Annotated in this window: 8 protein-coding genes and 1 pseudogene; 7 read left to right on the plus strand and 2 right to left on the minus strand. The window is 37.4% G+C overall.

Features of this window, described 5'->3' with window-relative positions:
* The first annotated feature begins 283 nt into the window (after positions 1–283).
* On the plus strand, positions 284–1,561 hold the full coding sequence (rpoN, locus tag HOY35_RS01645; RefSeq protein ID WP_172210274.1) for an RNA polymerase factor sigma-54: 1,278 nt from the start codon (positions 284–286) through the stop codon (positions 1,559–1,561).
* Between the two features lie 415 nt (positions 1,562–1,976).
* Here the strand turns inward: rpoN and HOY35_RS01650 are convergent, their stop codons facing one another.
* Both HOY35_RS01650 and HOY35_RS01655 read right to left on the minus strand, forming a co-directional pair.
* The gene (locus HOY35_RS01650) at positions 1,977–2,717 is read right to left on the minus strand and encodes an amino acid ABC transporter ATP-binding protein (RefSeq protein ID WP_172210275.1); all 741 of its coding nucleotides are present in this window, start codon (positions 2,715–2,717) and stop codon (positions 1,977–1,979) included.
* Between the two features lie 41 nt (positions 2,718–2,758).
* Positions 2,759–4,123: pseudogene (locus tag HOY35_RS01655) on the minus strand (amino acid ABC transporter substrate-binding protein/permease); the annotation flags it as partial.
* Positions 4,124–4,570: 447 nt separating this feature from the next.
* Here HOY35_RS01655 and uvrB point away from each other — a divergent pair.
* The 6 genes from uvrB to tig all read left to right on the plus strand — a co-directional run bounded on the left by uvrB (position 4,571) and on the right by tig (position 13,759).
* A complete protein-coding gene (gene uvrB, locus HOY35_RS01660; protein ID WP_172210543.1) occupies positions 4,571–6,550 on the plus strand; it encodes an excinuclease ABC subunit UvrB in 1,980 nt (659 codons plus the stop codon).
* A gap of 28 nt (positions 6,551–6,578) precedes the next feature.
* A complete protein-coding gene (uvrA, locus tag HOY35_RS01665) occupies positions 6,579–9,395 on the plus strand; it encodes an excinuclease ABC subunit UvrA (RefSeq protein ID WP_172210276.1) in 2,817 nt (938 codons plus the stop codon).
* 106 nt (positions 9,396–9,501) lie between these two features.
* Positions 9,502–10,386 carry an RNase adapter RapZ gene (rapZ, locus tag HOY35_RS01670; RefSeq protein WP_172210277.1) on the plus strand — a complete coding sequence of 295 codons (885 nt, stop codon included), beginning with the start codon at positions 9,502–9,504 and terminating at the stop codon, positions 10,384–10,386.
* Entirely contained in the window at positions 10,383–11,345 is a 963-nt protein-coding gene (gene yvcK, locus HOY35_RS01675) for a YvcK family protein (protein ID WP_172210278.1), read from the plus strand. The genes rapZ and yvcK overlap by 4 nt, the downstream gene beginning before the upstream one ends.
* A gap of 36 nt (positions 11,346–11,381) precedes the next feature.
* Positions 11,382–12,302, plus strand: coding sequence for a DNA-binding protein WhiA (whiA, locus tag HOY35_RS01680; protein WP_172210279.1), 921 nt, complete (start codon positions 11,382–11,384; stop codon positions 12,300–12,302).
* Between the two features lie 173 nt (positions 12,303–12,475).
* Positions 12,476–13,759 carry a trigger factor gene (tig, locus tag HOY35_RS01685; RefSeq protein WP_172210280.1) on the plus strand — a complete coding sequence of 428 codons (1,284 nt, stop codon included), beginning with the start codon at positions 12,476–12,478 and terminating at the stop codon, positions 13,757–13,759.
* The last annotated feature ends 90 nt before the right edge of the window (positions 13,760–13,849 follow it).

A 13,849-nucleotide genomic window follows, 5' to 3' on the forward strand; every position in this document is an offset into this window, starting at 1 on the left:
GCACATTTTGTGCTGCTTTTTGCGTTACTCAAGATTGCTTTGAACGCTGGCATTTTATTATGAATTTGGAATGGTTTCTCAAAAACAATCCCAAACTCACCCTTTAACAATCGATTTTGTGCGAAACCAGTATTGTTTTTCAAAAGGATTGGATTATTTGCAAATATAAAGGTAATTTCATTTTAAAATGCATTAGAGCCGATGTAATTAAGTATCGGCGGAAATTAAAAAAAGTAAGGCAAACATTTTAAAAATAATGTAAACTAGATTAGAGGTGATTCATTTGGAATTAAAATATAATCAACATCAAGCTCAAGTTCAAAAGCAAATTTTATCGCAAAAACAACAATTAGGTATTAATTATTTGAGTGGTAGTATTTCAGACATGACAGAGCTTCTAAACCAAGAATATGAAGAGAATCCTTTTTTAGAAATAAGGCTGCCAAGTATCAACCGGGTTGAAATTGTTGGGGATATTTTTAATCAAGAGATTACATCAAATATTTCTCTTGAAGAATATTTAGAGCGTCAAATTACGGCACAATATCGTGATACCGTTTTACGGCGATTAATGCTGAGATTTATAAATTATTTGGACGAGCAGGGCTATTTAAGGATTAGCAATGAAGTTGAATTTTGTTTGGCAGAAAAGGTAAGCGAAGTTCAATTTTTAGATGCCTTAACCTTGTTTCAGCAGTTAGATCCAGCAGGAATTGGGGCACGCAATTTACAGGAATCACTTTTATTGCAGTGTGAACGAGATAATCATTCGCCGAGTGTCGCCTATTATGTTTTGGAAAACGCTTTCTTTGAGCTTTCAAATCAAAGATGGCAAGCGGTTGCAGACAAATGTCAAATATCGTTAGTAGAGGTACAGGAGATTAGAGATTATCTAAAATTATTAACAGCTAATGTTGCTAAGGCATTTCAAATTTCAGAACGTATTGGGGTGATTCCTGAGATGCGAATTGCTGTCAATGGTAATGAGCTTGATGTCAAAGCCTTAAAGGGTAACGTGCCTCAGCTGTCGATTAATGAAGGCTATCTTCAAGAGCTATCTGAGCTTAAAAATTCAGATACTAAGGCGTATTTAAAACAAAAAACACAATTAATTCATCAGCTTTCTGAAGCAATTGAGCGCCGTGTGAGAACAGTTGAGAAAATAACTAGAATTATTGCAGATGTTCAGAGGGATTATTTTTTAGCCAAAACGGATCGGCTGAAGCCGATGAGCCAGCATGAGCTTGCACTGCAATTAGAAGTAAATGATTCAACGATTTCCCGTGCTGTTAATGATAAATATATTGATACACCGCAGGGGGTATTTGAATTAAAGCATTTCTTTGTTGCGGCAACCCTTGCTGACGAAACAACGACTGACGTTCTTGAGCGGGAAATTTTAGAGATTATTAATAGTGAAGATAAGCTAAAGCCCTTGTCTGATAGTAAAATTCAAGAGGAATTAGCAAAAAAGGGTATGACAGTTGCTAGACGAACTGTGGTTAAATACCGTCAAAAATTAAATATTGAATCCTCGACAAAGCGCAAGCGATTAAGCTGATTAAAAAGCATTGGCTGCCCAGCTAATAAAGGCTCTATAATAAATTGGACTGATAAATCCTTCGGTTCAATTTTTATTTGTCTTGAAATGATAAAAAAAAACATACTGTCCTATAATGAAGTTACCTTTATATTTATAAATAATCCAATCTTTACGATAAATAATACCGTTTTGACAAAAAAGTGATATCAAAAAGCCAAATTCATAATAAGACACCAGCGTTTAAAGCGGTCTTGCTGTTTGAGCCTTTGAACTAGGTTTTTAAAGCGACCTTTGGTTACTTGTAAAAATAAGTTCAAATGCATACCTTTGCCACTAACTGCCTTCATTTTTTTGAAAAACACAAAAAATGTCGGAGGGTAAGTGGTAATGGCAAAAAGCAGCACAAAATGTGCTGCCACAGGATATTTGTTTATTAGATATTTAATACTTTGTCTAGGAATTCTTTGGTACGACTATTTTTAGGTGATTCAAAAACCTGTTCAGGTGTACCATCTTCTAGAATTTTACCACCATCAATAAATAGTACACGGTCGGCAACCTGCTTTGCAAAGCCCATTTCGTGGGTAACGATTACCATCGTCATACCTTGGCTCGCTAAATCCTTCATTACCGCTAAAACATCGCCAACCATTTCTGGATCGAGTGCAGAGGTTGGCTCGTCAAAGAGCATGATGTCAGGATTCATTGCCAGACTTCTAGCTATCGCAACCCGTTGCTTTTGACCACCTGATAAATTATCAGGTCGTTGATCCTTTTTGTCCTCTAAGCCAACCCGACGCAGTAACTCAATTCCTTTTTGTTTAGCCTCCTCTGGTGATAATTTACCTAAATCAACCGGCGCTAATGTAATATTTTCCAAAACAGTTAGATGTGGAAATAAATTGAAATGCTGGAAAACCATTCCAATATGCTCTCGTATTTGATTCACATTGGTGCTTTTATCAGTCAGGTTAGCGCCATCAATTAAAATATCACCACTTGTTGGTTCTTCAAGCTTGTTTAAGGCACGAAGAAGTGTTGATTTTCCCGATCCGGAAGGGCCTAAAATAACAACGACCTCGCCTTCATGGATTGATAGCGAGATATCCTTTAAAACTTCATTTTTACCGTAGCTTTTCTTTAAATGTTCAACTAAAATTTTTTCATTAGTCATTTTCAGTTATTCCTTTCATTTCATAAATTCAGTCAAGTTAATTATTTTAAGCGTTTTTCTAAGACCTTAGAAAATCTTGTAAGGATTGTAATCACTACCAAGTAGATTAATGCAACAATGAAATAGACTTTAAAGGATTGTAAGTTTCGTGCAACAATAATTTTTGAGCTTTGAAGTAATTCTACCAAACCAATGGCTGAAATAATCGTTGTATCCTTTAACGAAATGACAAACTGATTGACGAACGATGGAATCATTATTTTAAATGCCTGCGGTAAGATGATTTTACGCATTGATTTACCGTAGGTCAGACCTAAGCTGCGAGCTGCTTCCATTTGACCTGTAGGGACTGCAACGATACCACCACGAACAATTTCAGCAATATAGGCGCTTGCATTAAGCGTTAATGCGATGATACCAGCAGTAAAATCGCCGAGCGGTGCTTCGGTACCTAAAATTGACTGAAGTAGGTTTGGAATTCCATAGAAAATAAAGAAGGCTAGTACCATTAATGGAATACCGCGAATAACATCTACAAAAATAGTGGCAAACCATTTTAAGCCTTTAATATTGCTGACACTAAATAAGCCGATAATTGTACCAAAGATTAATGAAAGACCGAATGAAATGAGTGTTAATAAAAGGGTATAGCCGAGTCCCTTTAATAATTGCTGCCAATTGTTAGAAATAATACCTGAAAATGAGGTTTCATCTGAAGCATTATTTTTATCAGATTGATCCTTTTCCATATAGTTGGCAATAATTTTATCGTAAGTCCCATTTTCTTTAATTGCTGCAAGTCCGCTATTAAATTTTTGGATTAATTCGGGATTTGAGCCTTTTTTAACAGCAAAGCCGTATTCTCCGATTTTTTCAGCAGGAACAGGTGTTTTAAATGCCTTACCTTGTACAATTGCGTATTTGATAACTGGCTCATCATCCATAATTGCTGAAACAGAACCAGAGTTTAAGGATTCGTACATTGTATCAGCGGCATCAAAGACCTTAATTGAGTAGCCATACTTATCTTGGTTTTTTTGCAAGAAGTCGTAGGAAGCTGAGCCATTTTTTGCGCCTACCTGCTTATCCTTTAAATCTTCGTAGCTCTTAATCGATGTGTTATTTTCCTTGACTGCAATTGTTGCATTTGCTGTAAAGTAGGCATCCGAAAAATCAAAGGATTTTTTTCGTTCGTCTGTGATGCTCATACCAGCAATCATTGCATCAGCTTGTCCTGCTTGTACTTGGTCAATCGCTGCTTGAAAGCCGATAAAGCTGATTGTATATTTAATATCTTCTTTCTTTGCAATTTCTTTTAAGATATCGACATCAATGCCGACATATTCATGGTTCTTATTTTGAAATTCAAAGGGTGCGAAGGTTAAGTCTGATGCAACCTTATAGGTTTTATCTTCCGCGTGTCCAACCGATGATAGCCCCATTATTGCTAAAATAAAAATTAAGCTAATCCACAATTTCTTTTTCACTATAAAGCCTCCTGATTATTTGTTATCTCCCTGTAAAAAGGTAGATTTGTAAAAATTCATGATTTAATCAATCAGTTTAAATGATTTGATTTATAAGATTTGATTGTAAAAATATGAACTTATATAAATGATATCATACATTAAAAATGAAATATTTCAATTAATTTTCATAAAATATGAATCCGTGTCACGTTTTGTAACATTGATTGTAAGAGGAATTTTTGGTGAAATAGCTACTTAAAGCTATTATTAAATTTATCATTATTCACTGAATTTAATTAATTATAATAATTCAGATAATTATAGGAAATTGTCGGGCTGTGTTAAAATAGAACAATGGAACATTTGAACAGATGAGGTGAAATGATGATTGAAAAAGATTTAAATAGGCAGTTTGAGCTCGTTTCTAAATATCAGCCTGGTGGCGATCAGCCGTTGGCAATTGAGGCGTTAACAGACGGTGTTATTGGTGGTGAAAAGGCACAGATTTTATTAGGGGCGACTGGGACAGGTAAAACATTTACAATTTCTAATGTCATCCAAGAAGTTAATAAGCCAACATTGGTGATTGCGCATAATAAAACGCTGGCTGGTCAGCTTTACAGTGAATTTAAGGAATTTTTTCCAAATAATGCAGTTGAGTATTTTGTCAGCTACTATGATTATTATCAGCCGGAGGCCTATGTACCAAGCAGTGATACCTATATTGAAAAGGATGCGAGCATTAATGATGAAATTGATAAGCTTCGACATTCAGCAACATCTTCATTGCTAGAAAGAAATGATGTTATTGTGGTTGCCTCTGTTTCATGTATTTTTGGTCTAGGTAGTCCGAAGGAATATCAGGAGCATGTTGTCTCACTACGTATTGGGCAAGAAATTGGTCGAAATCAGCTATTAAATCAGCTAGTGGATATTCAATTTGAACGCAATGATATTGATTTTCAACGCGGTCGTTTTCGTGTTCGTGGTGATGTTGTAGAGGTTTTCCCAGCGAGTCGTGATGAGCACGCTTTTCGGATTGAGTTTTTTGGCGATGAAATTGATCGAATTAGAGAAGTAGAAGCCTTGACGGGAGAAATCGTTGGTGAGGTTGATCACTTGGCAATTTTTCCAGCAACACATTTTATGACAAATGATGAGGGCATGGAGGAAGCAATTCAACGGATTCAAAATGAATTGGAGCTTCGTTTGGCTGAGCTAAATGGCGAAGGTAAGCTGTTAGAGGCACAACGATTAGCCCAAAGAACGAACTACGATATTGAAATGCTGCGTGAAATGGGCTATACCAGCGGGATTGAAAATTACTCGCGTCATATGGAGGGACGTAGTGAAGGCGAGCCACCTTTTACATTACTTGATTTCTTTCCAGAGGATTATTTATTAGTAATTGATGAAAGCCACGTGACGATGCCACAGATTCGTGGAATGTTTAATGGGGATAAGGCCAGAAAGGAAATGCTGGTGAATTATGGCTTTCGCTTGCCAAGTGCCTTGGATAATCGCCCTTTACGGTTAGAGGAATTTGAAGAACGTGTCCATCAAATTATTTATGTATCAGCGACGCCTGGACCGTATGAGGCGACGCAAACTGATACCGTGATTGAACAATTGATTCGACCAACAGGGCTTTTAGATCCAGAGATAGAAGTACGCCCAATCATGGGACAAATTGATGATTTGCTTGGCGAAATCAACCAACGAGCAGAAAAAAATGAACGTGTCTTTGTGACGACCTTGACCAAAAAAATGGCTGAAGATTTAACTGATTATTTAAAGGAAATGGGTGTTAAGGTAAAATATCTCCATAGTGATATTAAGACTTTAGAACGAACTGAGATAATTCGTGATTTACGCTTGGGTATTTTCGATGTGCTAATTGGGATTAATCTTTTACGTGAAGGTATTGATGTACCGGAGGTGTCCTTAGTTGCAATTTTAGATGCTGATAAGGAGGGCTTTTTGCGTAGTGAGCGTTCACTGGTTCAGACCATCGGACGTGCGGCTCGAAACGCTAATGGTAAGGTGATTATGTATGCCGATAAAATTACAGAATCGATGCGCTATGCAATGGATGAAACAACACGTCGGCGTACCTTGCAGATTGCCTATAATGAAGCGCATCATATCACCCCAAAAACGATTATTAAGGATATTCGTGATTCGATTGCGATTACGAAGTCTGTTGAAGAAGAGGTGAAATCAGCTGATTACTCTAAATTAACGGCAAAAGAGCAGCGTAATTTAATTAAAAAGCTTGAAAAAGAAATGCATAAGGCTGCCGAAATCTTAGATTTTGAATTGGCAGCAAGTATTCGAGATACGATTATGACGATTAAGAATTGATAATTGAGAATTGTGAAGGAGTGTAGTTTTGGCAAATGATAAAATCGTGATTCGTGGTGCACGTGCCCACAATCTAAAAAATATTGATGTTACTATCCCGCGTGATCAGCTAGTGGTTGTCACTGGCTTATCGGGTTCAGGGAAAAGCTCGCTTGCCTTTGATACACTTTATGCAGAAGGACAAAGACGTTATGTTGAGAGTCTTTCTGCCTATGCCAGACAGTTTTTAGGTCAAATGGACAAGCCAGATGTGGATAGTATTGAAGGCCTATCACCCGCCATTTCAATCGATCAAAAAACAACCAGTAAAAATCCACGTTCAACGGTAGGAACAGTAACAGAAATCAATGATTTTCTTAGGCTGATGTTTGCAAGAATTGGCGTGCCGATTTGCCCAAATGATCATATTCCGATTACGGCACAGTCAATCGAGCAGATGGTGGATAAGGTTTTAGAATTGCCTGAACGAACCAAAATTCAGCTTTTATCACCAATTATTCGTGGTAAAAAAGGTCAGCATAAAAAAATATTTGAACGGATTCAAAGTGAGGGCTATGTACGTGTCAACGTCGATGGCGAAGCCTATGAAATTACCGAGGTGCCTGAATTATCCAAGAGTAAAAAGCATGACATTTCAATTGTCATTGACCGACTTGTCATTAAAGACGGCATTCGTTCGCGGCTTTTTGATTCGATGGAGGCTGCTTTAAGGCTGGCTGATGGCTATGCGGAAATTGATGTGATTGACGGTGAAAATCTACTTTTCAGTGAACATTATGCCTGCCCTATCTGTGGTTTTACGGTACCTAATATTGAACCACGTCTTTTTTCTTTCAATGCGCCCTTTGGCTCATGTCCTGACTGTGACGGCTTAGGCATTAAGCTAGAAGTAGATGTAGATTTAATTTTACCAGATCGCAGTAAAACACTCAGAGAGGGTGTAATTGCGCCGTGGAATCCAATCAGCTCGAACTATTATCCGCAAATGCTTGAACAGGCGATGACCCATTTTGAAATTGATATGGATACCCCATTTGAAAAGCTGACACAGGCTGAACAGGATTTAATTTTATATGGCTCCAAGGGCAAAGAGTTTCATTTTCACTATGAAAATGATTTCGGCGGTGTTCGAGATATTAAAATTCCTTTTGAGGGAATTGTGACGAATATTGAACGCCGATATCGAGAAACCAATAGCGATTTTACCAGAGAACAGATGCGTAGCTATATGAATGAGTTACCCTGTGCAAGCTGTCATGGTTACCGTTTAAATCCGGAGGCATTGTCAGTAAAGGTAAATCAAAAAAGTATTGGTGAGGTCTGTGCCTTATCCATTGAACAAGCGCTTACTTTTATTTTCGATTTGACACTTTCTGAAAGTGAAACGATGATTGCTAGGCCAATCTTAAAAGAATTAGGTGAGCGGCTGACCTTTCTTAAAAATGTTGGTTTAAACTACCTTACCTTAAGTCGTTCGGCTGGGACACTATCTGGTGGTGAGGCACAGCGGATTCGGCTGGCAACGCAAATTGGCTCAAACCTATCAGGTGTGCTTTATATCTTAGATGAACCCTCAATTGGCTTACATCAGCGAGATAATGACCGTCTGATTGAATCACTCAAAAAAATGCGTGATTTGGGGAATACCTTGATTGTGGTCGAGCATGATGAGGATACGATGCGAGCAGCGGATTATTTAATTGATGTTGGACCGGGGGCGGGGCATCTCGGTGGTGAGATTGTTGCTAGCGGTACGCCACAAGAGGTCGCTGAAAATCCAAGCTCACTAACAGGACAGTATTTATCTGGTAAGCGTGAAATCGCTGTGCCAAAGCAGCGTCGTAAAGGCAATGGTAAAAAAATTGTGCTAAAGGGGGCAAGTGAAAACAATTTAAAAAATATTGATGTTACTTTTCCACTAGGGCAATTTATTGCAGTTACCGGTGTTTCAGGCTCTGGCAAATCAACTTTAATTAATCAAATTTTGAAAAAGGTGATTGCTCAAAAGATTAATCGAAATTCGGCAAAGCCCGGCAAATATAAAAGTATTTCAGGTATTAATCATATCGAGAGATTAATTGATATTGATCAAAGCCCGATTGGACGAACACCTAGAAGTAATCCTGCGACCTATACAAGTGTATTTGATGATATTAGGGATTTATTTGCTAAAACAAATGAAGCCAAAATACGTGGTTATAAGAAGGGGCGCTTTAGTTTTAATGTTAAAGGTGGCCGATGTGATGCCTGTAATGGTGATGGCATCATTAAAATTGAGATGCATTTCTTACCAGATGTTTATGTACCCTGTGAGGTTTGTCATGGCAAGCGCTATAATTCTGAAACACTCGAAGTATTTTACAAAGGTAAAAATATCGCTGATATTTTAGAAATGACTGTAGAGGATGGTTTAAAATTTTTCCAACATATTCCGAAAATTGAGCGGAAGCTACAAACAATTGTTGATGTTGGATTAGGCTATGTCACACTTGGTCAGTCAGCAACGACGCTTTCAGGCGGTGAAGCACAGCGGATGAAGCTCGCCAGTGAATTGCATAAAAAATCTGCTGGCAAGAGCTTTTATATTTTAGATGAGCCAACGACAGGCCTACATACTGCCGATATCGATCGCCTTTTAGCAGTTCTGACTCGCTTAGTTGATGCAGGTAATACTGTTCTGGTGATTGAACATAATTTGGATGTGATTAAGTCGGCGGATTATATCATTGATTTAGGACCTGAAGGTGGCGATGGTGGTGGTGAAATCTTGGCAACAGGTACCCCAGAAAAAGTGGCTAAAAATCCAAAAAGCTTTACCGGAAAATATCTCAAGGATAAGCTATAAAATTTAAAATTAATTTATGTTAAAGCAAAAAAAAGATAATTAGAATAAAATAAAAAATGGTAAAATGAAAGTGATAGCTTGATGACTTGCTTTTAAGGAGGGGAAAATGAGTCGAAAATTAAAACTTACAATTATTACAGGAATGAGTGGTGCAGGTAAGACGGTAGCTGTTCAAAGCTTTGAAGATATGGGGTATTTTGCGATTGATAATATTCCACCGACGCTTGTTCCAAAATTTATTGAATTAATTGAACCAAATGATCAATATAATAAGATTGCCTTGGTAATTGATATGAGAAGTCGTGCCTTTTTTTCAGAAATTCAAACGATTCTCAATGAGCTATTGGATGATGCGCATATTGAGCTCACTATTCTATTTTTGGATGCCAGTGATAAAGAGCTAGTGGCACGTTATAAGGAGACTAGACGAAGCCATCCTTTAAGCCAAAATGGCTTGGTTGTTGATGGTATTAATAAGGAACGTGAATTATTAAAGCCAATCCGACAATATGCAACGCTTGTTTTTGATACAAGTGAGATTTCACCAAGAGCGCTACGTCAAAAAATTCAAAATGAATTTAAGTCAAAGGATTTACAAAGCTTCAGAGTCGAAATGCTCTCGTTTGGCTTTAAATATGGTTTACCGTTAGATGCTGATATTGTAATGGACGTCCGTTTTTTGCCAAATCCATACTATCTAAAAGAATTGCGTAGTCAAACGGGACTCGACCAGCCTGTGTTTGATTATGTCATGTCTCAGCCAGCCTCAGAGGCCTTTTATCAAAGCCTAATTGGTCTTTTAGAGCCAATTATTCCCCAATATGAAAAGGAGGGAAAAAGCAGCCTCACAATTGCGATTGGCTGTACTGGTGGACAGCATCGTTCAGTTGCTTTTACCGAGCGTGTCGGTAATGCATTGGGAGAACACTTCCCGGTAAATATCACACATCGAGATATTAAAAAACGTAAAGAGGTGGTGAATCGCTCATGAGAACGCCCAAAATTGTTGTCATCGGTGGCGGTACGGGCTTACCTGTCATTTTAAATAGTCTTAGTCGCTACGATGCAGAAATCACGGCAATTGTTACAGTTGCAGATGACGGTGGCTCTTCTGGTGATTTACGGCAAGCAATGAATATTGCACCACCCGGTGACTTACGAAATGTCTTGATTTCGATGAGTGACTTACCAGCTTTTTACGGTAAACTATTTCAGTATCGTTTTAAGACAAGTGATAGTTATTTGGCGAATCATCCGCTTGGTAATTTAATTATTGCTGCGGTTGCGGAAATGCAGGATTCAACCTATAATGCAATTCAGCTTCTATCACATATGATGCACGCTCGTGGAAAAATCTATCCTTCCTCTGAGAGTGCTTTGACTTTGCATGCAGTTTTTCAAGATGGCGTTGAAATTGCTGGTGAATCTAAGATTGCTGGCTATGCTGGAAAAATTGATCATGTTTTTGTAACCAACACTTATGATAACCAAACACCCAAGGCTGCCAGAAAAGTGGTGCAATCCATTTTGGATGCCGACTTGATTGTGATGGGACCTGGGTCATTATTTACGAGTGTATTACCAAATTTAGTGATAGCACAAATTAAGGAAGCGATGCTTCAAACTGATGCCGAACGAGTCTATATCTGTAATATTATGACGCAACGTGGCGAAACAGAGCATTTTACGGATGCCGAACACGTTCAAATGCTCAATAAGCACTTAGGTGGCAAAATTGTAGATACGGTTTTGGTAAATATTGAGCCTGTCCCTCAGGATTACATGGATAATAATCAATTTGATGAATATTTAGTTCAAGTACGCCATGATTTCAATGGCTTACGAGAGGCAGGTAGTCGAGTGATTTCCGCTAATTTATTGAAGCTAGAAAACGGTGGTGCTTTTCATGATGGTGAAAAGGTGACTGCGGAATTAATGAAATTAGTTTAAGTTTAAAATAAATGACTAGATTAACGGTGGTGGCAGATGAGTTTTTCAACTGAGGTAAAAAAAGAGTTATCCCAAATCGAGACTTCTGGTGAACAGGCTCGAGCTGAGCTTAGCGCCTTGATTAGAATGCTTGGTAGCATTAATTTATCAAATAAGGGTCTCAGTCTAGTCATGCAAACCCAAAATTCAGTTGTTGCTAGACGGATTTTTTCATTAATCAAGCAGATTTATGGTCTTAAAAGCCAATTGATTGTCCAAACAAGGTCTCAATTTGGACGTCATCATGTTTATCAGGTGCAGGTTGGCGATGCTAGCACTGAACTGTTAAATGATTTAGAGATACTAGATGGCTTAGCTTTTAAAATCGGTGTAGCTGATGCTATCAAAAAAAGCACCAACAATATAAGAGCCTACTTGAGAGGCGTTTTTTTAGCGAGTGGCAGTGTTAGAAATCCCGAAAAGAGTCAATATCACTTGGAATTGTTTTCGGTTTATGATGAACAGGCTGTCGATTTATTAGAAATGCTTGAGGTCATTGGGATAAAGGGCAAGCAATTTGAGAAAAAAAATGGGACAATTGTGTATCTAAAAAATTCAGCTGATATTTCAGAATTTTTATTATTTACTGGCGCGACTAAAGCGATGCTTCAGGTTGAAAATGCCAAAATCATTAAAGAAATTAAGCGTGACGTCAATCGTAAGCTTAACTTTGAAACGGCAAATATGAATCGAACGGTGGATGCTTCAAGCCGTCAAATTGAAATGATTTTAGAAATGAAAGCGAATGGTACTTTCAATCAGTTGTCTGAAAAAATTCAAGAAATTGCTGAATTAAGACTGAAATTTCCTGAAAAGTCAGTCGCAGAAATTGCTCAGGTTTTAGGATTAACCAAGTCTGCTGCTAATCACCGCTTTAGGAAACTAATACAGATTTATGATGAAAGACATACCAAATAATATTTGAGTATTACTTGACTTTTCGATGATTAGCTTGATCCAGCATCGCTTTTCTATTTTCATCGTTTTATTATTTACTTTTTCATTATTTTTGGTTATGATAAACAAGTATGCAAAAAAACATATGGGCTTTATGTATTTGATAAGATAAAGTACCTTTTGGAGGGAATATAATGTCAGTAAATTTTGAAAAGCAAGGCACAAATGATGGTGTATTAACTTTTTCAATTGATCAAGCAACAATTCAAGAAGGTTTGACAAAAACTTTTAACAAAGCGAAAAAAAATCTTAATGTACCTGGTTTTCGTAAAGGAAAGGTTTCGAGATCAGTTTTCAATCGGATGTATGGTGAAGAAGCATTATATGAAGATACGTTAAATGCGATTTTACCTGATGTCTATGAAGCGGCAGTTAAGGCAGCAGAATTAGATGTTGTTGCGCAGCCTAAAATTGATATTGAATCAATGAACAAGGGTGAAGATTGGGTAATTAAAGCAACAGTGGTGACCAAACCAGAGGTTAAATTAGGCGAATACAAAAATTTAGCAGTTGAAGTACCTAGTGAAGAAGTAACTGATGAAGATATTGATGCTAAATTAAAGGTTGAGCAATCAAAATTAGCTGAATTCGTGATTAAAGAAGATACAGCTGCTGAAGATGGCGATGTCGTTGTGATTGATTTTGCTGGTTCTGTTGATGGTGTAGAATTTGAAGGCGGCAAGGCTGAAAATCATTCATTAGAATTAGGCTCAGGTTCGTTTATTCCAGGATTTGAAGCACAATTAGTCGGTCATAAGGCTGGTGAAACCTTAAATGTTGAAGTAACCTTCCCAGAAGAATACCAAGCAGCTGACTTAGCTGGTAAGGATGCTGTTTTTGTGACAACCATCCATGAAGTGAAGGCCAAAGAAACGCCTGAATTGGATGATGAATTTGCTAAAGATGTAGATGATGAAGTGGAAACCTTGGTAGAGCTAAAAGAAAAGTTTAAAGCAGAATTGACTGAGCAAAAAGCAACAGCTGCTCAGGAAGCTAAGGAAGAAGCAGCGATTCAAGCAGCTGTTGGTAATGCTGAGGTTGTTGATTTACCAGAAGAAATGGTACATGAAGAGGTTCATCGTTCAATGAATGAATTCTTTGGTAACTTACAACGTCAAGGTATTGATCCACAAACTTATTACCAAATTACTGGTACTTCTGAACAAGATTTGCATGATCAATACGCTAAAGATGCTGAAACTCGTGTTAAAACAAACTTAGTGATTGAAGCAATTGCTAAAACAGAAGATTTTGAAGTTAATGATAGTGAGATTGAAGAAGAATTGAAATCATTATCTGAACAATATAATATCCCTGTTGAACAAATTAAGACAATGCTTTCAACTGATATGCTTAAGCATGATATTTTGATGAAAAAAGCAGTTGAAGCAATTACTGAAACAGCAGTTGCTAAATAAGTCGACTAGTTAAATCATCAGGTTGCTATAACCAATTACTCATATCTCGAACCTCTCATAGTTGATGTTCGAGATTTTTTGTTTAAAAAA

The sequence above is a fragment of the Enterococcus sp. MMGLQ5-1 genome (assembly GCF_013155265.1).
Classification (GTDB): domain Bacteria; phylum Bacillota; class Bacilli; order Lactobacillales; family Streptococcaceae; genus MMGLQ5-1.